This window comes from Kribbella endophytica (genome assembly GCF_054781295.1).
Genome location: NZ_BAAGUR010000003.1, coordinates 12,037 through 32,045, shown reverse-complemented (window position 1 = coordinate 32,045; position 20,009 = coordinate 12,037). Strand labels below are relative to the sequence as shown.

The 20,009-nt window shown below is 69.4% G+C and carries 20 protein-coding genes; 12 read left to right on the top strand and 8 right to left on the bottom strand.

The annotated features are described in order from the left end of the window. The first annotated feature begins 5 nt into the window (after positions 1–5). Positions 6–959 carry an NEW3 domain-containing protein gene (locus tag ACYVIO_RS26460; RefSeq protein ID WP_460653601.1) on the top strand — a complete coding sequence of 318 codons (954 nt, stop codon included), beginning with the start codon at positions 6–8 and terminating at the stop codon, positions 957–959. Positions 960–998: 39 nt separating this feature from the next. Beyond that, positions 999–1,340: a cupin domain-containing protein gene (locus ACYVIO_RS26455; protein ID WP_460653600.1), complete on the top strand. Its 342-nt coding sequence runs from the start codon at positions 999–1,001 to the stop codon at positions 1,338–1,340. A gap of 59 nt (positions 1,341–1,399) precedes the next feature. On the opposite strand, the gene ACYVIO_RS26450 is transcribed toward ACYVIO_RS26455, so the two are convergent. From ACYVIO_RS26450 to ACYVIO_RS26440, 3 genes are read right to left on the bottom strand one after another with little or no spacing between them, the layout of a single operon-like run. Continuing rightward, positions 1,400–2,152, bottom strand: a complete 753-nt coding sequence (locus ACYVIO_RS26450; RefSeq protein WP_460653599.1) for an amino acid ABC transporter ATP-binding protein — start codon at positions 2,150–2,152, stop codon at positions 1,400–1,402. After that, positions 2,152–2,973 carry an amino acid ABC transporter permease gene (locus ACYVIO_RS26445; RefSeq protein ID WP_460653598.1) on the bottom strand — a complete coding sequence of 274 codons (822 nt, stop codon included), beginning with the start codon at positions 2,971–2,973 and terminating at the stop codon, positions 2,152–2,154. Before ACYVIO_RS26445 ends, ACYVIO_RS26450 begins: the two co-directional genes overlap by 1 nt. Then, positions 2,970–3,815, bottom strand: coding sequence for an ABC transporter substrate-binding protein (locus ACYVIO_RS26440; protein WP_460653597.1), 846 nt, complete (start codon positions 3,813–3,815; stop codon positions 2,970–2,972). The genes ACYVIO_RS26445 and ACYVIO_RS26440 overlap by 4 nt, the downstream gene beginning before the upstream one ends. A gap of 303 nt (positions 3,816–4,118) precedes the next feature. Between ACYVIO_RS26440 and ACYVIO_RS26435 the strand changes: the two genes are divergently transcribed. From ACYVIO_RS26435 to ACYVIO_RS26405, 7 genes are all read left to right on the top strand, one after another. Further along, positions 4,119–5,321 (top strand): NAD(P)-dependent malic enzyme, encoded by a 1,203-nt coding sequence (locus ACYVIO_RS26435; protein WP_460653596.1) that lies wholly within the window; start codon positions 4,119–4,121, stop codon positions 5,319–5,321. Between the two features lie 79 nt (positions 5,322–5,400). Further along, on the top strand, positions 5,401–5,988 hold the full coding sequence (locus tag ACYVIO_RS26430; protein ID WP_460653595.1) for a DUF1349 domain-containing protein: 588 nt from the start codon (positions 5,401–5,403) through the stop codon (positions 5,986–5,988). A gap of 52 nt (positions 5,989–6,040) precedes the next feature. Beyond that, positions 6,041–7,009 carry a zinc-binding dehydrogenase gene (locus tag ACYVIO_RS26425; RefSeq protein WP_460653594.1) on the top strand — a complete coding sequence of 323 codons (969 nt, stop codon included), beginning with the start codon at positions 6,041–6,043 and terminating at the stop codon, positions 7,007–7,009. Continuing rightward, positions 7,010–7,603: a GNAT family N-acetyltransferase gene (locus tag ACYVIO_RS26420; protein ID WP_460653593.1), complete on the top strand. Its 594-nt coding sequence runs from the start codon at positions 7,010–7,012 to the stop codon at positions 7,601–7,603. Positions 7,604–7,666: 63 nt separating this feature from the next. Beyond that, positions 7,667–8,542 (top strand): AurF N-oxygenase family protein, encoded by an 876-nt coding sequence (locus tag ACYVIO_RS26415; RefSeq protein ID WP_460653592.1) that lies wholly within the window; start codon positions 7,667–7,669, stop codon positions 8,540–8,542. A gap of 48 nt (positions 8,543–8,590) precedes the next feature. Then, a complete protein-coding gene (locus ACYVIO_RS26410) occupies positions 8,591–9,841 on the top strand; it encodes an FAD-dependent oxidoreductase (protein WP_460653591.1) in 1,251 nt (416 codons plus the stop codon). Positions 9,842–9,977: 136 nt separating this feature from the next. Further along, complete coding sequence (locus ACYVIO_RS26405) at positions 9,978–10,277, top strand: WhiB family transcriptional regulator (protein ID WP_460653590.1); 300 nt, start codon at positions 9,978–9,980, stop codon at positions 10,275–10,277. A 59-nt stretch (positions 10,278–10,336) separates the two neighbouring features. Here ACYVIO_RS26405 and ACYVIO_RS26400 read toward each other — a convergent pair whose 3' ends face one another. Beyond that, positions 10,337–11,563, bottom strand: coding sequence for a sodium:proton exchanger (locus tag ACYVIO_RS26400; protein ID WP_460653589.1), 1,227 nt, complete (start codon positions 11,561–11,563; stop codon positions 10,337–10,339). 114 nt (positions 11,564–11,677) lie between these two features. Between ACYVIO_RS26400 and ACYVIO_RS26395 the strand changes: the two genes are divergently transcribed. Beyond that, complete coding sequence (locus ACYVIO_RS26395; RefSeq protein WP_460653588.1) at positions 11,678–12,040, top strand: ArsR/SmtB family transcription factor; 363 nt, start codon at positions 11,678–11,680, stop codon at positions 12,038–12,040. Positions 12,041–12,289: 249 nt separating this feature from the next. Beyond that, positions 12,290–13,582 (top strand): multidrug effflux MFS transporter, encoded by a 1,293-nt coding sequence (locus ACYVIO_RS26390; protein WP_460653587.1) that lies wholly within the window; start codon positions 12,290–12,292, stop codon positions 13,580–13,582. Positions 13,583–13,595: 13 nt separating this feature from the next. Here ACYVIO_RS26390 and ACYVIO_RS26385 read toward each other — a convergent pair whose 3' ends face one another. From ACYVIO_RS26385 to ACYVIO_RS26370, 4 genes are all read right to left on the bottom strand, one after another. Further along, a complete protein-coding gene (locus ACYVIO_RS26385) occupies positions 13,596–14,315 on the bottom strand; it encodes an AAA family ATPase (protein WP_460653586.1) in 720 nt (239 codons plus the stop codon). A gap of 25 nt (positions 14,316–14,340) precedes the next feature. Next, positions 14,341–14,517 (bottom strand): DUF6104 family protein, encoded by a 177-nt coding sequence (locus ACYVIO_RS26380; protein WP_012922754.1) that lies wholly within the window; start codon positions 14,515–14,517, stop codon positions 14,341–14,343. Position 14,518: 1 nt separating this feature from the next. After that, positions 14,519–18,361 (bottom strand): multifunctional oxoglutarate decarboxylase/oxoglutarate dehydrogenase thiamine pyrophosphate-binding subunit/dihydrolipoyllysine-residue succinyltransferase subunit, encoded by a 3,843-nt coding sequence (locus ACYVIO_RS26375; protein ID WP_460653585.1) that lies wholly within the window; start codon positions 18,359–18,361, stop codon positions 14,519–14,521. Between the two features lie 414 nt (positions 18,362–18,775). After that, positions 18,776–19,183: a DUF3052 domain-containing protein gene (locus ACYVIO_RS26370; protein WP_460653584.1), complete on the bottom strand. Its 408-nt coding sequence runs from the start codon at positions 19,181–19,183 to the stop codon at positions 18,776–18,778. Between the two features lie 55 nt (positions 19,184–19,238). Here ACYVIO_RS26370 and ACYVIO_RS26365 point away from each other — a divergent pair, with 55 nt between their 5' ends. Then, on the top strand, positions 19,239–19,910 hold the full coding sequence (locus ACYVIO_RS26365; protein ID WP_460653583.1) for a FadR/GntR family transcriptional regulator: 672 nt from the start codon (positions 19,239–19,241) through the stop codon (positions 19,908–19,910). Positions 19,911–20,009: the final 99 nt, after the last annotated feature.

The window sequence follows — 20,009 nt, the reverse complement described above, 5'->3', positions numbered from 1 at the left end:
CGACGATGAAACTGTTCGCGAAGCTCTGCGCGGTCGCCGTACTGGCGGCCGGACTGACCGCACCGCAGCAGGCCCAGGCGGCCGCCGGTGAGGTCGAGGTCGGGATCTCGACGGTCGATCTGGCCGGGCCGGTGATCTCGACGGTCAAGGTGACGGTGACGAACAACTCCCCGGCCCGGTTGACGAAGCTGGCGGTCTCCTTCCGGGGACCGGTCGGGTGGACGGTCGCGCCGGAGGTCCGCTCGGTGAAGAACGCGGTGAAGCCGGGGGAGTCGGCAGTGGTCGACTTCCAGATCCGGGTGCCCGCGCCGCGGACCGGGTTCACGATCCGGACCTTCACCGCGACCGCGTCGTACGGCGGTGGGGAAGCGTTCGGGACCAGGTCCCAGCGTTCCGGTACGCCGTTGCCGAACCTGGCCGCGGCCTTCAACAACGTCGGCGTAACGAACGAGTCGGCGCCCGCCGCGGGCGATTTCGACGGCGAGGGCAACAGCTTCTCGGCGCAGCGCCTGGCAGCCGCCGGGGTGACGCCGGGCGCGACGCTGACCGCGCTCGGCGCGACGCTGACGTGGCCGGACGTCCAGCCCGGGACGAAGGACAACGCGGCCGGCGGCGGTCAGACCGTCCAGTTCAGTGGCCAGGGGCAACGACTTGTCCTGCTCGGCTCCGGCTCCAGCCAGGCCGCGGTCGGCACGGTGACGATCTGGTACGCCGACGGCACGTCGTCGACCGGTTCGTTCGGGTTCCCGAACTGGTCCTTCCAGGACGCGGGGGCGCACGGCGCGACCCAGGTGATCAGCACGCCCGGCCGCAACACCCCCGGCGGCTACGCCAACGCCGAGTACCAGTACCGCCTCTTCGCCAACTCGGTCCCGCTGGACCCGGCCAAGACGGTGGAACTGGTCACCCTGCCGACCGCCGGCAGCCTGCACGTCTTCGCGCTCGCGACCGCGAGCTGACCCGGTGATGCGGGATCGAGAGCCGTGTTACTTTGCGGGATGGACCTCGATCCCGTAGCCACCAACCCCGACGCGTACCGGGTCATCTTCGAGAACGACCGGGTTCGCGTGCTGGAGTACCGCGACGCTCCCGGTCATCGGACCCAGCCGCACCGGCATCCCGACAGCGTCATGTACACGGTGAGCTCGTTCCGTCGTCGGCTCGGCTCCGGCGACCGGGAGGTCGAGGTCGAGCTCCCGGCCGGTGAGGTCCGGTGGCTGGGCGCGCAGGAGCACTACGGCGAGAACATCGGCGACACCGAGACGCACACGATCTTCGTCGAGCTCAAGGAACCGGCCCCCGCAGCGACGGGTGACCGGCCGCTCGGACCGGCGGACTGACAACAGCGCAACGGCCGGTCCCCTGGCAGGGGACCGGCCGTTCGTCGTACGGCGAACGACTACGTCGGCTCGACGTGGGTCGGGTTGAGCACCCGGCGCAGGAAGTCCTGCGTCCGCTGCTGCTGCGGGTTGCCGATCACCTCGGCCGGCGGGCCCTGCTCGACGATCACGCCGCCGTCCATGAAGACGACCCGGTCGGCCACCTCGCGGGCGAAGGCCATCTCGTGGGTGACCACGAGCATCGTCATCCCGTCCAGGGCGAGCTTGCGCATCACCGTCAGGACGTCGCCGACCAGCTCCGGGTCGAGCGCCGACGTCGGCTCGTCGAACAGCATCAGCGCCGGGTCCATCGACAGCGCCCGCGCGATCGCGACCCGCTGCTGCTGCCCACCGGACAGCTGCATCGGGTACGCCGTGACCTTGTCGTCCAGGCCCACCCGGGACAGGTTCGACCGGGCGATCTGCTCGGCCTCGGAGGCCTTGCGCTTCAGCACGGTCGTCTGGGCGACCATGCAGTTGGCCAGCGCCGACAGGTGCGGGAACAGGTTGAACTGCTGGAACACCATGCCGATGCCTTGCCGGGCCGCGTCCAGGTGGCAGTCGCGGTCGGTGATGTCCTCACCGCGCACGATCACCTGCCCCTCCTGCGGGACCTCGAGCAGGTTGACGCAGCGCAGCAGCGTCGACTTGCCCGAGCCGGACGGCCCGATCACGCAGACCACCTCACCCTGCTCGACGGTGAAGTCGATACCGCGCAGGACGTGGTTGCTGCCGAACGACTTGTGCAGGTTCTTGATCTCGACCAGTGCCATCAGCGCGCCCTCGCAGCCTTCGCCTCGAGCCGGCGGACCAGCAGGCCCAGCGGCAGCGTGATGATCAGGTAGCAGAACCCCGCCGTGACCAGTGGGGTCAGGTTCGAGTACGTGTTGGCCAGGTCCCGGCCGAACCCGGTCAGCTCGTACGCCGACGCCGTCGTACCGATGATGAACACCAGCGACGAGTCCTTCACCAGCAGGATCAGGTCGTTGGTCAGCGGCGGCAGCACGATCCGGAACGCCTGCGGCAGCACGATCTTGCGGGTCGCGAGTCCCGGCGGCATGCCGAGCGAACGAGCCGCCTCGACCTGCCCCTTCGGCACCGCCTGGATGCCGGCCCGGATCACCTCGGCCATGTACGCGGCCGCGACGATGCCGAGCGCGAGCCAGACCGTGCCGTACGGGTCGAGCGGGATGGTCATGCCCTCGAAGGCCAGCGGCAGCAGGCTGAACGCGATGAACACCACGATCGCCGGCAGACCACGGAAGAACTCGATGTAGGCCGTCGAGATCCACCGGTACGGGCCGACGCTGGACAGCCGCATCAGCGCCAGCAGCGTCCCGCCGAGCAGGCCGATCACGAACGCGCCGGCGGTGTACTCCAGCGTCTTGACCAGCGCGGTCAGCAGGCCGTCCTGGAAGGCCGACTTGATGTACTCCGGCTTGAAGAAGACGCTGCCGATCTGGCCCCAGTCGGCCGAGAAGGCCGCGACCAGGACCAGGACGATCAGTACGCCGTACTGGATGTACCGGGAGCGCTGAGACCGTTGCCGCGGACTCAGCCCCTTACGGACGACTGTGTCGTTGGGTGTGCTCACTTCTTCGGCTCAACCCCGAACCACTTCTTGTAGATCTCGTTGTACTTGCCGTCGCCCTGGGCCGCGGTCAGCAGGGTGTTGAACTTCTCGACCAGCTTCGGGCCGCTGCCGTCCTTGAGCGCGCCGAAGCCGTACTGCTCGCCGGTGTCGAACTCGGCCACCACGGCGGTGTCGGGGTTCTCCTTGACGAAGTCGTACAGCACGCCGTTGTCGTTGATGCCGGCGTCGACGCGACCGGACTTGACGTTGTTCTCCTGCAGCGCGAGGTCGTTGAACACGACCACCTCGAAGCCGATCTTCTTGGCCTGCTCGGTGGCGAAGTCCTTACCGGTGGTGTCGGCCTGGACCCCGACCTTCTTGCCCTTCAGGTCCTCCAGCGACTTGTACGGCGCGTCCTTCTTGGTCAGCAGCACCTGGGTGGCGTCCATGTACGGCGCGGTGATGCTGATCGCGGCCTTGCGCGAGTCGGTGATCGTCATGGCGCCCATGCCGACGTCACACTTCTTGGCCTGGAAGGCGGCCCCCGAGGTGACCTGCGCCCACTCGATGTTGACCACCTCCTGCTCCAGTCCGAGGTCCTTGGCCAGCAGGTCCAGCAGGTCGACGTCGAACCCGACCACCTTGGTGCCGTCCTTGTACTGGAACGGCTTGTACGGCAGGTGGGTGCAGATCGTCAGCTTGCCCGGCTTCACCAAGGTGATGCCGGCGGCCGCGGCCTTGTCCTCGCTACCACCGCTGCCCGAGTCGTCGCTGCCGCAGGCGGAAAGAGCGAGCGCAAGCGCGGCGACCGTTGCGGTGGCGGCCGCGAAACGACGTTTACGGAGGGTGGGAACGATGTTCATCGCGAAAACTCCTCGACACTGGTTGTAGTCGTCCTGCCGGACGTTACCGGTCAGGATTCCCGCATCCTGACACAGCAGGCAGCGCCGTGTCGGCCGGTAACCGGGGCCGAGACTCGATCGTCACCCCGCTGTTGCCGTGTGGGGGGCCTCACGTATGAGACCAGTGCTCACTGTGGTTTACTCGTGGCGACGGGTGACCCCCTGGTACCGGCGTTGTTCGAGCACCCTCTCCGAACCGCCATCACACGCACACTCTCCGCGCACGCCTGCCCGCTGTCCGCCGGGCTGATGAAGGGTCCCCCCATGGTTGCCGAAGCCGTTCCGTCCGAATCTCCCGTGTCCGATCCGTACGCCGGTGATCCCGTCTTCGAGCTGCACCGCGGCGGCAAGATCGAGGTGACGTCGTCGATCCAGGTCCGCGACGCCGACGACCTGTCGATGGCCTACACGCCGGGCGTGGCCCGGGTCTGCACCGCGATCCACCAGGACCCGTCGCTGGTCCGGACGTACACGTGGAAGTCGAACGTCGTCGCCGTGGTGACCGACGGGACCGCCGTACTGGGGCTGGGTGACATCGGGCCGGCCGCGTCGCTGCCGGTGATGGAGGGCAAGGCCCTGCTGTTCAAGGAGTTCGGCGGCGTCGACTCGGTGCCGATCGCGCTGGACTGCACCGACGTGGACGAGTTCGTCGAGACGGTCGTGCGGATGGCGCCGACGTTCGGCGGGATCAACCTGGAGGACATCTCCGCACCGCGCTGCTTCGAGATCGAGCGCCGGCTGAAGGAACGGCTGGACATCCCGGTCTTCCACGACGACCAGCACGGTACGGCGGTCGTCGTACTGGCCGCGCTGCGGAACGCGCTGCGCGTGACCGGCAAGTCGATCTCCGACATCCGCGTGGTGATCTCCGGCGCTGGTGCGGCAGGCGTCGCGTGCGCGCGAATCCTGCTGCAGGCCGGTGTGGGTGACCTGGCCGTCGTCGACAGCAAGGGCGTGCTGCACGAGGACCGCGCCGACCTTTCGCCGGTGAAGCTGTCCCTGGCGCGGGACACCAACACCGCACAGCTCTCCGGCCGGTTGGTGGATGCGCTCGACGGCGCCGACGTCTTCCTGGGCGTCTCCGGTGGCACGGTCCCCGAGGAAGCGATCGCCCGGATGGCCCCCGGCGCGATGATCTTCGCCCTCGCCAACCCGAACCCGGAGGTCCACCCCGACCTCGCCCACCGCTACGCCGCCGTAGTGGCGACCGGCCGCTCGGACTTCCCGAACCAGATCAACAACGTGCTGGCCTTCCCCGGCATCTTCCGAGGCGCCTTCGACGCGAACGCCAGCCGCATCACCGAAGGCATGAAACTAGCCGCCGCCGAGGCGCTGGCCGGCCTGATCGCCGACGACGAACTGCGTCCCGACTACATCATCCCGTCCCCCTTCGACGAGCGAGTGGCCCCCGCAGTAGCCGCCGCGGTAGCCGCAGCCGCCCACCAGGACGGCGTAGCCCGCGCCTGATTCGATCAGTGCCCGCCTGTCGCCCACTCCATTGGTGGACGGCAGGCGGGTTTCTTGTGCCTGGTCTAATGTTCTGCGGGTGGAGAACCGGCGTGCGATCGAGTGGTCCGAGGCGGCTTGGTTGAACGCGCCTGAGGGTGTTCTTGCTGATGGCAACGACTTGGTGGTGTCGGCGCGGGAGGGTAGCGACTTCTGGCGGACGACCAGCTACGGGTTCGTGCACGATGACGGGCATGCGTTGCTCACCGACTTCGGAGTGGACACAGCGATCGAGGTCAGCTTCATTGCCGCGTTCGAGGAGTTGTACGACCAGGCGGGCGTGCTGATCCGGGTCGACGAGGAGAACTGGATCAAGGCCGGCGTGGAGTTCACCGACGGGGCGCCGCAGTTGGGTGCCGTGGTGACGCGTGGGGTGTCCGACTGGTCGATGGCGCCGGTGGCGGACTGGGCCGGGCGTGAGGTGACCATCCGCGTGAGTCGCTCGGGTGATGCCGTGACCGTGCGGGCCCGCGTGGAGGACGAGCCGTGGCGGATGGTGCGACTGGCGCCCCTGGACCCAAGTGCCGAAGCAGCGGCAGGCCCGATGTGTTGTGCACCGACCCGCAGCGGGCTCACCGTCCGCTTCACGTCGTACGCCGTGACCGCTGCTGATGCCGGCCTGCACTGAACCGGTGACGTTGCTAACTGACGGGCAGCAGACCAGCGCCTAGGGTGGGCTCATGCTTGCTGCCTACGCCGCCAAGTTCAACGCCGACGACCCGGTGTCCGCGCTCGAGGTCGGGGAGCGGCCGGATCCGGTGGCTCCGGACGGGTGGGTGACGATCGACGTGAAGGCGTCGGCGCTGAACCACCACGACCTGTGGTCGCTGAAGGGTGTCGGGCTGGCCGAGAAGAGCCTGCCGATGATCCTCGGCTGCGACGCCGCGGGCGTCGACCAGGACGGCAACGAGGTCGTCGTGCACGCGGTGATCTCGGACCCGGCGTGGAAGGGTGACGAGACGCTCGACCCGAAGCGCTCGCTGCTGAGCGAGCGGCACCAGGGGACCCTTGCCGAGAAGGTCGTCGTACCGGCGCACAACGTCGTACCGAAGCCGGCCGGGCTGAGCTTCGAGCAGGCTGCGTGCCTGCCGACGGCGTGGCTCACGGCGTACCGGATGCTGTTCACGCAGTCCGGGCTGAAGCCGGGCGACACCGTGCTCGTGCAGGGCGCCGGCGGCGGCGTCGCGACCTCGCTGATCACGCTGGCGCGCGCGGCCGGGATCCGGGTCTGGGCGACCAGCCGAGACGAGGGTAAGCGGGCCAAGGCACTGGAGATCGGCGCGCACGATGTGTTCGAGTCGGGCGCGCGGTTGCCCGAGCGCGTGGACGCGGTGATGGAGACCGTCGGCGAGGCGACCTGGTCGCACTCGCTGAAGTCGCTGAAGCAGGGCGGCACGGTGGTGATCTCCGGCGCGACCTCCGGCCAGGCGCCGAAGTCGGCCGAGCTGAACCGGATCTTCTTCCTCCAGCTGCGGATCCAGGGCTCGACGATGGGCACCCGGCAGGAGCTGGCCGAATTGGTCCAGTTCATGGCGAACGCCGGCATCTCGCCGCACATCGACACCACGCTGCCGCTGTCCGACGCCCGCACGGGCTTCGCGAAGATGAACGACGGCGACGTCTTCGGCAAGATCGTCTTCACGGTCTAGATGAACCCCGGAACGTCCGAAGAACCGAGCGCCGGACCCGCAACGTCCGAAGAACCGAGCGCCACAGCCTCGGCTTCTTCGGACATCACGATCCGACGGGCGACGGTTGACGACGCCGAGGCCGGCGCCTGGTGTCACCTGCTGTGCTGGCAGGAGGCGTACGACGGCCTGCTGGAGCCGCAGCGGCTGAAGGAGAAGACCGACCCAGCCGGTATCGGCCGCCGGACCGAGCGCTGGGCCGGCGCGATCGAGGCCGGCGTGGTCCGCTGGCTCGCGTTCAACCCGGGGCAGGGCGTACCGATTCAGGACCGCGTGATCGGATTCTCGTCACCCGGCCCCGGACGCGACGACGATGCGCCGACGCCGCTGGAGCTGTACTCCGTCTACGCCCGGCAGGCCTGGTGGGGGAGTGGCCTCGGCCAACGCCTGCTGGACGTCGCGATCGGGAAGGAAGCAGCCAGCCTCTGGCTGCTCGAGGGCAACGACCGCGCGCTCGCCTTCTACCGGCGTAACGGGTTCGTCGAGGACGGCGCCCGGGTGGACGAGGAGTTCTTCGGCGTACCGGAGATCCGGATGGTCCGCGCCGCGCAGTAGCTCTTGCGGAACGAGACATCACTCATGTTACATTGAGGATGTATCGATTCCCGGAGGTGCGTCATGCACGGCACGGACGAAACCGCACAACGCCTGCTCGCCTCGGCAGCACAGCTGTCCCGCGACCCGGAGACCGAGATCGACTGGGACGCCCCCGTCGGCGACGGCTACGGCCTGAGTCCCGAGTGGAGCACGCTCTACGGCACGCCGTACTGGGACGAGCTGACCGAGCCGCAGCGCCGCGAGCTGACCAAGCACGAGGCCGCGTCGGTCGCCTCGACCGGGATCTGGTTCGAGCTGATCCTGCAGCAGATGATCCTGCGCGACGTGTACGACGAGAGCCCGGCGAGCGCGGAGTTCCAGTGGGCGCTGACCGAGATCGCCGACGAGTGCCGGCACTCGATCATGTTCGCCAAGGCTTCGGCCCGGCTGGTCGACGACCGGTACCGGCCGGGGCTGCTCGCGCGTGAGCTCGGCCGCGGCTTCAAGACCATCGCGACCGGTGCCACGGCGTACGCCGCGATCCTGGTCGCCGAAGAGGTGCTCGACGTCATGCAGCGCGACTGGATGCGCGACCGCCGCGTCGCGCCGCTGGTCCGTACGGTGAACCACATCCACGTCGTCGAGGAGTCGCGGCACATGGTGTTCGCCCGGGAGGAGACCCGGGACCGGATCGCCTCCGCCGGGCCGGTACGGCGCTGGGTCAGCGCGCTCGTGATCGCGCTCGCCGCGGACATGATCGTCAGCAGCATGGTCAGCCCGGCCGTCTACCGGAACGCGGGGCTTGATGTCGAGAAAGCTGTCCGCCTGGCCCGGCGCAACGAGCACCACCGCTCGCTGCTGCGGTCGAGCTGCGCGAACCTGATGGACTTCCTCGCCGAGGTCGGCCTGCTGACGCCGGCCGCGCGGCGGGTGTACCGGCGTACCGGGTTGCTCTGACATGCCCCGCGCCGGTTGTTGTCGCTCCACGGACGGGGGTGCTTCGGCGTGACGTACGCGATCAGCGGGGACTGCTGCTCGGACGCGAGCTGCGTCGCGGTGTGCCCGATGAACTGCATCCACCCGTCGCCGGGGGAGCCGGGCTTCGGGACGACCGACGGGCTGTTCATCGATCCGCGGACGTGCATCGACTGCGGTGCGTGCGCCGACATCTGCCCGGTGGATGCGGCGAAGCCGGCTGATCGGTCGGCTGCGGTCGACGTGCAGCTGAACGCGTCGTACTACAAGGAGCGGCCGCTGCTCGACGGGCTGGACCTGGACACCTGGGAGGCGCCGCGCTTCGATCGTTGGTCGGACGGGCCGCGGCGGGTCGCTGTCGTGGGGGCCGGTCCGGCCGGGATGTACGCGACGCGGGAGCTGCTACAGCGCAGTACGGCTGAGATCACGCTCTTCGACCGGCTCCCGGTCGTCGGCGGTCTGGCTCGGTACGGCGTCGCGCCCGATCATCCGCTGACCAAGCAGATCGTCGAGACCTTCGAGCGGATCGTCGAGCACCCGCGCGTCCGCTGGCGGCCGAGCACGTCGGTGAGTGTTGTCGAGCTCGAGGGCCAGTACGACGCGGTGGTGCACGCGTCAGGTGCGTATGAAAGCCGCCGGCTGGGGATCCCCAGCGAGGTGACCGCCGACGAGGTCGTTGCCTGGTACAACGAGCGGCCCGGCGCCCGGCGGCCCGAGCTGAAAGGACCGCGGGCAGTTGTCGTCGGCAACGGAAACGTCGCCCTCGACCTCGCCCGCCTGCTCATCGCGCCGGCCTTCCAAGTACCGGCCACCGACAAGAGCAGCAGTCGCCTGCTCGCGGACGACCGTTCTTCTCAAGTACCGACCACCGACATCACTGAGGTTGTCGTCCTGGGTCGTCGCGGTCCAGAGGCTGCTGCTTATACCGCTTCGGCGTACCGGGAAGTCGAGCACACCAAGGGCATCACCTTCCGCTACAACACCACGCCCGTCGCCTGGGACGGTCGCGTGCTGACCACCGCCGACGGCGACACCATCGCGGCGGACACCCTGATCACGGCGATCGGCTTCACCGGCCGCCCGATCCCCGGCCTGCCCTTCGACGAGCTCCGCGGCGTCGTGCCGAACGAGAACGGCGCCGTCATCGGCAAGCCCGGCCACTTCGTCACCGGCTGGATCAAACGCGGCGCCCAGGGCGGGATCGGCGTCAACAAGGCGTGCGCCCAGGAGACCGTCCGCACGCTGCTCGCGGAAGCGCCGGTGTCAGCGGCACTGATGTGACACCGGTTGGCTTGTGACGTTTCATGCCGGAAACATGGGCGTCGCACCGGGGCAACGACTCAGGCTCAAGCTGGTGGTGGCGCGGGAAACCCCCGCACCCTCGATCCGCCCGATCGAACGACGAGCAGGAGTGCCCATGAGGCCGACCTTGACGGTGATCGCCGACCCCGCCGACCGCTGGATGTCGAAGGCCGCGTGCGTCGGCATGTCACCGGCGTACGACGAGACCGCGACCCAGTGGGAGCAGCGCAAGGCGCAGGCGATCTGCCTGACCGCGTGCCCGGTGCTGGAGGAGTGCCGCGCGTGGGCCCGGCGGACCAAGTTCACCGGCACGGCCGCGGGGGAGAAGTTCCTGGACGGCCGCCGGCGGGGACGCCCCGGCCCGACCGAGCGCCGTCGTCCGGCGGTCACGGTCGAGGAGCAGCAGGCCAGCTGAGCAGCAACGGACGAAGGGCCCGCGGACAGCATGCCGCGGGCCCTTTCCGTTGGATGGGGTCAGACGCCGACCAGTTCGCGGTCGTCGTCCTTCTTCTTCGTCCGCCGGAACGGCCCGGTGAGCGTGGGGATGATCTCGTGCCGGTGGTACACGAACGCGGCGATCGCCAGTACGGCGTACACGGCGGAGATCACGTACCGCCCGGTCTGACCCGGTACGGCGAACTGCACCGCGAACAGCCCCAGCAGCGTCCAGGCGGCCCAGCGCGGGAAGCGCAGCGCCAGCAGGATCGCGATGCCGAGCATCGTCTGCGTCGCGGTCAGCAGGAACTCCTCGACCTGGCGCCCGTCCAGCTGCAGCGCGGGCCCGCCGCCGCCGATGCCGTACGCGATCGGGAGGCTGCCGATCAGCAGGGTCCACTGGTTCACCTTCGCGGAGATCAGCAGGCCGATCGCGGCCGCGCCCTTGCCGCGCCAGGCGAACAGCAGCGCGACGATGAACTCCGGCGCCTCGGACGCCAGCGGCGCCAGCCACTGGACCAGCAGGAACTGGTCGATGCCCAGCGCGTGCCCGCCCTCGACCAGCGAGTCGGCGAACGGCTCGGCCGAGAACAGGATGATCGCGGCGGCTGCGGCGAACATCGCGATCACGGTGATCCGGCGCTGCACCTTCGGCAGGCCGCCGATCCGCGCGGCCGGGCCGACCAGGTCGGGCTCGTCGCCGTGCTCGCTGGCCGCGGCGCGCCACAGGTAGTAGGCGAAGAAGGCCAGCAGTGCGATGCCGAGCAGCAGGTGGATCTGGCCGGTCAGCGGGATGATGAAGGCGACGATGCCGGCGATCAGCAGGAAGCCCAGCTCGCGCTTGTAGCCCGAGTCGAGGACCAGCGCCTTGACCGTGCGGCCGCTGCGCTTGCTGGCGACGTACAGGCTGAGCAGTACGACGCTGGACCAGCCGAGGCCGAGCAGCAGGCGGTTGGAGCCGGTCATGTTGGCCGCGGCGTACTGGACGTACTCCGGGTTGCTGCCGGCGGTGTGGGCGAAGTAGAGGTCGACCGCGTACTCCGGGAGGACGGCGATCACGGCGAGCAGGGCGATCGCCAGCCCGCCGGAGATGTCCATCTCCGCGGCCTCGGCGGCCCAGGCCAGGACGAACGACGCGGCGACGACACCGAGGCCGAAGACCAGGATGCCGAGCGGGGCGAACGGGTGTGTGCCGGTGAGCCGCAGGACCACCGCAGGGATCGCCACGGCGAGGAGGAGCAGCACGGGGCGGAGAGCTCTTGCCATGCCTCCAGGCTGCCACCATTTCGATACTTTCGCAATTGCGAAAGTGTGAGACCGTGCTCACCCTCGGCCTGCCGTCTCCCCAGGACCCGCTCGACCGGTCACAATGACCGCGAGATGACGACCTTCCCCGAACCGACGAAGGCGCAGCTGGAATCCGCCGCCGGCACCTTCGCGATGCTGTCCGCCCCCGTGCGGCTGCATCTGGTCTCGCTGGCGGCCCAGGGCGAGTACGACGTGGGCACGCTGGCCGACCGCGTCGGAGTCAGCATCGCCACCGCCAGCCAGCACCTCGGCAAACTCCGCCTGGCCGGCATCATCACCGCCCGCCGCGAGGGCCGACGGCACATCTACACCGTCGACGACCCCCACGTCCTCAACCTGGTCGACCAGATCTTCGAACACATCGCCCCCGACGGCTCCCTGGCCCCCGACCCACCCCTCCGCAAACGCCCACCCCACGCAGAACCCGCGGACTAACCCCAACCGTCAGCAGCCCCGGCGGCGCGGGCGAGAACGGGGAGGGGGAGGAAGCCGCGCCCCTCCGCCTGCGCTCCGCGCGGCTCAGATCCCCGCCCCCGGCACCGCTCCGCGCCCGGCACGGAGGCTTGGGGCATGTGCTTGTGGTCCACAGGGTGGATTGTGGGAATAGCAGGCTGGGGCGGGTCGTTGACTCTCGCTGGCGACAGTGACGTCGCGCCCTGTTCGCACGCCGATCACGAGGAACTCATGGCGATCTCCGATCCTCCGACGACGTCCGCTGCCACGCATTCGCCGGTCACCGACAGCCCGGTTCACCCGATCGGCCGGATCCGGCTGGTGCTGACGCTCGGCTTCATCGTCGCGCTCGGCCCGCTGACCATCGACCTGTACCTGCCGGCGCTGCCAACCATCACCACGGACCTCGCCGCCTCCGAGACGGCGATCCAGTTCACCCTGACCGGCACCTTCGCGGGTCTCGCCCTCGGCCAGTTGCTGGTGGGTCCGCTCTCCGACACCACCGGCCGCCGACTGCCGTTGATCGCCGGAGCGGGGCTGCACGTGCTGGCCTCCGTCCTCTGCGCGATCTCTCCGAACGTCGAGACGCTGTCGGTCTTCCGGACCCTGCAGGGCGTGGGTGCTGCCGCTGGGTCCGTCGTCGCCTTGGCGATCGTCAGAGACCTGTACGTCGGCCGCGCGGCGGCAACCCTGCTGTCGAGGCTGATGCTCGTCATCGGCGTCGCGCCGGTGTTCGCTCCCACCGTCGGCGGCGCCCTGCTGGTGGTGCTGCCGTGGCAGGGGCTGTTCGTCGTACTGGCCGTGCTCGGCGTCCTGCTGATGGCTCTGGTGGCGCTGACGCTGCCGGAGACCCTGCCGCCTGCGAGCCGCCGGCCGTTCGGGCTGGTGCAGATCGCTCGCACGGCCGGACAGCTGGTCCGCGACCGGGTCTTCGTCGGGCTCACCCTCGTCGCCGGGCTGGCGATGACCGGCGTGTTCGGGTACGTCGCGGGAGCGTCGTTCGTGTTCCAGGAGCAGTTCGGCGTGAGCAGCCAGACCTTCGGACTGCTGTTCGGTGTGGGCGGCGTGGTGCTGATCGCGGCGACCCAGCTCAACCCGCTGCTGCTGAAGCGATGGGAGCCCGAGCAGGTGCTCACCGCGGGCGCGGTCCTCGCCGCCCTCGCAGGGGTCGCTCTGCTGTTGACCGCGACCCTGAGCCTGGGCGGCCTGGTCGGCATCCTCGTCCCAGTCTGGGCGGCGCTCTTCGCCGCCAGCCTGGCCCTTCCGAACGCGCCGGCGCTGGCGCTGTCGCGCCACGGCGAGGCAGCGGGTACGGCGGCGGCCTTGCTGGGCGCTGTCCAGTTCGGTATCGGCGCGGTCGCCGCACCGCTGGTCGGCGCCCTCGGCACCGACGCGGTCGCGATGGCCGTGGTGATGTCCGCCGGCTTGGCCCTCTCCCTGGTCACCCTGCTCGCCGTGGTCAGGCCCTGGCAGCGTGAGTTCCAGCCGGAGGTGGCGAGCCAGCCGGTCGTGGTCGTCCACTGAGCAGGCGGACGACCTAAAGGATGTGCCGCAGGTACTGCTCCGGGTGCTTCAGGTAGGCACGCCAGTTCTGGACCAGCTCCAGGTCGTTCCAGGCCGACTCGCGGATGCCCCAGTCGCCGACCTCGAGGATCGTCGCGCCGGGCAGCGCGGCGATCACGGGGGAGTGGGTCGCGCAGAGTACCTGGGACCTGCTGTCGGCGAGCTGCTTCAGGACGCCGACCACCGCGAGACTGGAGGAGAAGGAGAGCGCCGACTCGGGCTCGTCCAGGCAGTAGAAGCCGCGGCGGGTGAAGCGGTCCTCGATCAGCGACAGGAAACTCTCGCCGTGGCTCAACTCGTGGAACACCGGTTCCGGGCGCTGGCCCGGGTTCTGCTCCAGGTACGTGTAGAAGTTGTGCATCGTCTCCGCGCGCAGGAAGAAACCGGCTTTCGGCGCGCCGGCACCCCGCGTCAGCACAAGGTCGTCGGACAGCGATGACTCGGTGGCCCGCGTGGTCAGCCGCGCGCCGGTCGACCCACCCTCCGGTGACATCCCGAAGGCGACCGCCACAGCCTCCACCAGCGTCGACTTGCCCGCGCCGTTCTCCCCGACCAGGAACGTGACCCCAGGCCCGAGGTCCAGCCCGTCCGTCAGCAGCTGCCGGACCGCGGGGATCGTGTGCGGCCAGGCCCCGGACGGCGAAATGCCCTCCGCCGCGGCCACCCGTCGTACGGGGTGATCGGCGAAGGGCATTCGCTCACACTACAAAAGCGACAGCTCAGTCGTCCTCGTCGTCGAGGCGGGCCAGCCAGGTGGCGAACCGCTCGATCGGCGTCTCGAACTCGGGGTTCAGATCGACGAACTCACGCAGCCGTTCGGCCACCCAGGCCAGCGAGACATCCTCCTCGCCACGCCGGCCCTCGAGCTCCTCGATCCCTCGGTCGGTGAAGTACACGTCAGCTGAACGCCTGCTTCAGCAGCGTCTGCTGCTCGGCGGTGTGCGCGCCCATCGAGCCCACCGACGTCGCCGACATGGCCGGCCGGGACACCCGGTAGAACGGCTTGCCGCCCAGGTGCTCGGTCAGGTTCAGCGCCATGAACGGCCACGGACCCTGGTTGGCCGGCTCGTCCTGCACCCAGCGGACCTCGGTCGCGTTCGGGTACTTCGCGAGCTCCGCCTTGATCTCCTCGGCCGGCAGCGGGTAGAGCTGCTCGACCCGGATCACCGCGGTGCTGATCTTGTCGGTCTCGGTCTTCTTCCGCTCCGCGAACAGGTCGTACGCGATCCGGCCGGACGACAGGATGACCCGCTCGACGGTCGCCGCGGTGGCCTCGGCCTCCGCGTCGCCGAGGATCGGCCGGAACGTGCCGCTGGTCAGCTCCTCGGGCTGCGACACCGCTTCCTTACGCCGCAGCAGCTGCTTCGGCGTGAAGACGATCAGCGGGTTGTGCTCCTCGCCGAGGGTGTGGCGACGCAGCAGGTGGAAGTACGACGCGGGCGTCGACGGCTGCGCGACCGTCATCGCGTTCTCGGCGCACAGCGCCATGAACCGCTCGATCCGGGCCGACGAGTGGTCCGGGCCCTGGCCCTCGTAGCCGTGCGGCAGCAGCAGCACGACACCGGACTTCTGGCCCCACTTCGCCTCACCGGCCGAGATGTACTCGTCGATGATCGACTGGGCGCCGTTCACGAAGTCACCGAACTGCGCTTCCCACAGGGTCAGCGCGTCCGGCCGGGCCACCGAGTAGCCGTACTCGAAGCCGAGTGCGGCGTACTCGCTGAGCAGCGAGTCGTAGACGTAGAAGTTCGCCTGGTCCTCGTCGAGGTTCTGCAGCGGGACGTGGTCCTGACCGTTGACCCGGTCGATGACCGCCGCGAACCGCTGCACGAACGTGCCGCGACGGCTGTCCTGACCGGCGAGCCGGACCGGGCGACCGGCCAGCAGCAGCGAACCGAACGCCGTCATCTCCGCGCTGGCCCAGTCGACCGGGCCCTGCGTGATCGCGGCGGCGCGACGCTGCAGCTGCGGCATCACCTTCGGGTGAGCCGTGAAGCCCTCCGGCAGCGTGGTGTACGCGTCGGCGATCTTCTTCAGCACCTCCGGCGTGGTCGCGGTCGCGTCCGGGCCCTCCGGCTTGTCCGGGTAGACCGGGACGGTGACGTACGGCGCCGGGGTGTCCGGCTGGCTCTTCGCCTCGCGGACCTCGGTGAACACGCGCTCCAGCCGCTGCTGGAAGTCGCGCATCGCCTGCTCGGCCTCTTCGACGGTGATGTCGCCACGGCCGATCAGGGCCTCGGTGTAGAGCTTGCGCACCGAGCGCTTCTGCTCGATCAGGTCGTACATCAGCGGCTGGGTGAACGACGGGTCGTCGCCCTCGTTGTGACCGCGGCGGCGGTAGCAGACGAGGTCGATGACGACGTCCTTGTTGAACGCCTGGCGGTACTCGAAGGCCAGGTCGGCCACGCGGACACAGGCCTCGGGGTCGTCGCCGTTCACGTGGAAGATCGGCGCCTGGACCATCCGCGCGACGTCGGTGCAGTACATCGACGAGCGCGACGAGGCCGGCGAGGTGGTGAACCCGACCTGGTTGTTGACGATCACGTGGATCGTGCCGCCGGTGCGGTACCCGCGCAGCTGCGACAGGTTCAGCGTCTCGGCCACGACACCCTGGCCCGCGAAGGCCGCGTCACCGTGGACGAGGACCGGCAGCACCGGGAACGCGGCGCCCTGGTCGAGGATGTCCTGCTTGGCCCGGACGATGCCCTCGAGCACCGGGTCGACGGTCTCCAGGTGCGACGGATTGGCCGCGACCGACACCTTGATCTTGTCGCCGAACTCCGAGACGAACTCGCCCTCGGCGCCCAGGTGGTACTTGACGTCACCGGAGCCCTGGACCGTGCGCGGGTCGATGTTGCCGTCGAACTCGCGGAAGATCTGGCCGTACGACTTGCCGACGATGTTCGCGAGCACGTTCAGCCGGCCGCGGTGCGCCATGCCGATCACGACCTCGTCGAGCCCGGCGCCGGCGGCCTCCTCGCAGATCTCGTCGAGCAGCGGGATGGTCGTCTCGCCACCCTCCAGCGAGAACCGCTTCTGGCCGACGTACTTGGTCTGCAGGAAGGTCTCGAACGCCTCGGCCTCGTTCAGCTTGGCCAGGATCCGGAGCTGCTCCTCGCGCGGCGGCTTGGTGTGCGGCCGCTCGATCCGCTCCTGCAGCCACTTGCGCTGCTCGGGGTCCTGGATGTGCATGTACTCGATACCGGTGGTGCGGCAGTACGAGTCGCGCAGGATGCCGAGGATCTCGCGCAGCTTCATGAACCGGCGGTCGGTCGCGGCACCGAACGAGCCGGTGGCGAACTCGCGGTCCAGGTCCCACAGCGTCAGGCCGTGGGTCGCGACGTCGAGGTCGGGGTGGCTGCGCTGCTTGTACTCCAGCGGGTCGGTGTCGGCCATGATGTGGCCGCGCACGCGGTAGGCGTGGATCAGCTCGAGGATCCGGGCCTGCTTGCTGATGTCCTCCTCGTGGCTGTGCGGGAGGTCGGCGGCCCAGCGGATCGGCTCGTACGGGATCCGCAGGCTCTGGAAGATCTCGTCGTAGAAGCCCTCGGCGCCCAGCAGCAGCTGGTGCAGGCGGCGCAGGAACTCGCCCGACTGCGCGCCCTGGATGATCCGGTGGTCGTACGTCGAGGTCAGCGTCATGACCTTGCTGACCGCGAGCTTGGCCATCGTCTCCTCGGCCGCACCCTGGTACTCGGTCGGGTAGTCCATCGCGCCGACGCCGATGATGCAGCCCTGGCCGCTCATCAGCCGCGGCACCGAGTGCTGCGTGCCGATCGTGCCGGGGTTCGTGAGGCTGATCGTGGTGCCCTGGAAGTCCGGCAGCGCGAGCTTGTTGTCGCGGGCCCGGCGGACGATGTCCTCGTAGGCCATCCAGAACTCGGCGAACGTCATCGACTCGGTCGCCTTGATCGACGGCACCAGCAGCTGGCGGGTGCCGTCCGGCTTCTGCATGTCGATGGCCAGGCCGAGGTTGATGTGCTCGGGCTGGACCAGCGTCGGCTTGCCCTCGGTCTCGTCGTACGACGCGTTCATCTCCGGCAGCGTCTTGAGCGCCTTGACCAGCGCCCAGCCGACCAGGTGGGTGAACGAGATCTTGCCACCGCGAGCGCGCTTGAGGTGGTTGTTGATGACGATCCGGTTGTCGATCAGCAGCTTGACCGGCACCTGGCGGACGCTGGTCGCCGTCGGGACCTGGAGGCTGATCTCCATGTTCTGGGCGGTCCGGGCCGGGGCACCCCGCAGGATCCTGCGCTCCGCGTCCGTGCTGGTCGCGGGAGCGGGCTTGGGCTGCGCTGTGGGCGGTTGGTTCACCGTTCCTCCGGTCGGGGCGCCGCTCGCCGCGGGCGCGGTCTGCTGCTGGGCCGCTGCTGCGGGCTTCGTCTGGGCTGGCTGGGTCGCGCTCGGGGTCTGGCTCGCCGTCGTCGCGGGAGCGGCCGGGGCCGGCGTCGTCGCGGCGGCCTGGGCGGCCGGCTTGCTCGCGGCGGGCGCGGTCGCCGCCGTACCGCGGCCGGCGGCTTCGGGGGTCTTGTTGTCGGACACCGCATCAGGTCGGGGAGCGTCGGACGGGGCGGTGTTCACCGGCTTCGCGTCACCCGGGCTGTAATCCTTGAAGAAGTTCGACCAGGCGGGGTCCACGGACTTGGGATCCTGCTGGTACTTCTCGTACATCTCGTCGACCAGCCATTCGTTCGCTCCGAAGGCTGCAAGGGGATTTGTGTCTGATGGCTCGGTGGCCACTGGGCAGTTCGCCTCTTCCGATTGCGGGTCCGGTACCACTGTTATGACTACGGGAGTTATGGGGCTGCTCCCGAGGCAAGGCTAATAGCACCGGCAACCGATCTACAGCCCGGGACCACCGGACCAGTGTGTCGAGTGGTTCCGCCGCCGTGGGTTGATCGTTCGAGCCCTGGAACACCTGTGTTTCGGATGTTTCAGCGTTGTTGCCCGTGGCCACGCCGTTCGTCCTGCTTTCACGGGTCGGCCGGACTGCGGGACGCGTTGCAGAGGTGGGGTTCCGAGGCTGAAACGCGGCCTTTCCGGAGTGCCCGCTACGCCTGGGTGCCCACTGTATGCAACTGCGCGTTTGCCCGGGGTGATGACCGAGCGTGCGCAAAAGTGTGGCCAACGTCACGCAGCGGATCAGTCCAGTTCTCACCGATTGGCCAGCCGCCGGACCAGCTTCAGCCCGGACCAGGTGACGTCGACCGCGCACACCTTCACGTCCACGACGCCGAGCGGCAGCGCCAGCTCGCGAACGCCGTTCTCGTCGAGGTCCGTCGGTACGCCGGACGACCGCTTCGGCCAGGCGACCCAGATCATCCCGTTCGTGGTGGTCCTGGCCAGGAGCTGGGGGAGCCGTTGGGCCAGTCGTCGGCGATCCGGGCAGAAGGTCAGGGTGACGTCCAGCTCGGTGCGGCCCGGCCGGGTCAGCGGGGTGAGGCCGTCCGGGAGGCCCTCGATCACGAAGCCGTCCGGTGCGCGGTCCAGCAGCACGACGTACCCGGGCTTGATCCCGAGCTTCCCGGCCAGCGGCTTGCCGGAGTATCCGGTACTCGTCACCACAACTCGATGGTAGGTGCGGGTGGAGGCGGTGGTGCGGCGGCATACTGATCCGATGGCGCTGACGGATGAGGCGATCGTCAAGATCAAGGAGATGATCACCTCCGGCGAGCTGGGCCCGGGGGACCGGCTGCCCAAGGAGGCGGATCTGGCCGCCCGGCTGGGCCTGTCGCGGAACTCGCTGCGCGAGGCGGTCAAGGCGCTGACGCTGGTCAACGTGCTCGACGTCCGGCACGGCGACGGCACGTACGTGACCAGCCTGACGTCGGCGCACCTGCTCGACGCGCTCAGCTTCATGGTCGACCTGCACCGCGACGACTCGGTCCTGCAGTTCTTCGAGGTACGCCGTCTGCTCGAGCCCGGCGTCGCCGCGTTGGCGGCGTCCCGGATCTCGGCCGAGCAACTCGCCAACCTGCGCCTCCTCACCAGCGACCTGTCACCGTCCGCCGACGTCGATGCGCTGGTGGAGAACGACCTGCGCTTCCACCGCGGCATCGCCGAAGCCACCGGCAACGCCGTCGTCTGCTCGCTGCTCGACGGCGTCTCCGGCGCCACCCAACGCGCCCGCATCTGGCGCGGCGTCACCCAGGCCGGCGCCGTCGAACGCACCCTCGCCGAACACACCGCCATCCTCGACGCCCTCGACCAACGCGACGCCGAGGCGGCCCGAGCCTGGATGACCGCCCACATAGCCGGCGTCGAGTCCTGGCTCCGCAAAGCGCCGTAGCTCCCCGGGCCTGCGGGCTCCCGCCCTGACCGTCCCGGCCTGGCCCCCTGCCGCCCCCGCCTTGCGCCACCCGGCTCCGGCCTGCCCCCTACCCCCCCC

Excerpts from the sequence above, each read along its gene's own strand:
- ACYVIO_RS26390 (WP_460653587.1), top strand. The coding sequence starts at position 12,290 with ATGGCGATCTCCGATCCTCCGACGACGTCCGCTGCCACGCATTCGCCG.
- ACYVIO_RS26420 (WP_460653593.1), top strand. The coding sequence starts at position 7,010 with ATGAACCCCGGAACGTCCGAAGAACCGAGCGCCGGACCCGCAACGTCC.
- ACYVIO_RS26450 (WP_460653599.1), bottom strand. The coding sequence starts at position 2,152 with ATGGCACTGGTCGAGATCAAGAACCTGCACAAGTCGTTCGGCAGCAAC.
- ACYVIO_RS26435 (WP_460653596.1), top strand. The coding sequence starts at position 4,119 with ATGGTTGCCGAAGCCGTTCCGTCCGAATCTCCCGTGTCCGATCCGTAC.
- ACYVIO_RS26440 (WP_460653597.1), bottom strand. The coding sequence starts at position 3,815 with ATGAACATCGTTCCCACCCTCCGTAAACGTCGTTTCGCGGCCGCCACC.
- ACYVIO_RS26425 (WP_460653594.1), top strand. The coding sequence starts at position 6,041 with ATGCTTGCTGCCTACGCCGCCAAGTTCAACGCCGACGACCCGGTGTCC.
- ACYVIO_RS26415 (WP_460653592.1), top strand. The coding sequence starts at position 7,667 with ATGCACGGCACGGACGAAACCGCACAACGCCTGCTCGCCTCGGCAGCA.
- ACYVIO_RS26405 (WP_460653590.1), top strand. The coding sequence starts at position 9,978 with ATGAGGCCGACCTTGACGGTGATCGCCGACCCCGCCGACCGCTGGATG.
- ACYVIO_RS26395 (WP_460653588.1), top strand. The coding sequence starts at position 11,678 with ATGACGACCTTCCCCGAACCGACGAAGGCGCAGCTGGAATCCGCCGCC.
- ACYVIO_RS26365 (WP_460653583.1), top strand. The coding sequence starts at position 19,239 with ATGGCGCTGACGGATGAGGCGATCGTCAAGATCAAGGAGATGATCACC.
- ACYVIO_RS26455 (WP_460653600.1), top strand. The coding sequence starts at position 999 with ATGGACCTCGATCCCGTAGCCACCAACCCCGACGCGTACCGGGTCATC.
- ACYVIO_RS26400 (WP_460653589.1), bottom strand. The coding sequence starts at position 11,563 with ATGGCAAGAGCTCTCCGCCCCGTGCTGCTCCTCCTCGCCGTGGCGATC.
- ACYVIO_RS26460 (WP_460653601.1), top strand. The coding sequence starts at position 6 with ATGAAACTGTTCGCGAAGCTCTGCGCGGTCGCCGTACTGGCGGCCGGA.
- ACYVIO_RS26385 (WP_460653586.1), bottom strand. The coding sequence starts at position 14,315 with ATGCCCTTCGCCGATCACCCCGTACGACGGGTGGCCGCGGCGGAGGGC.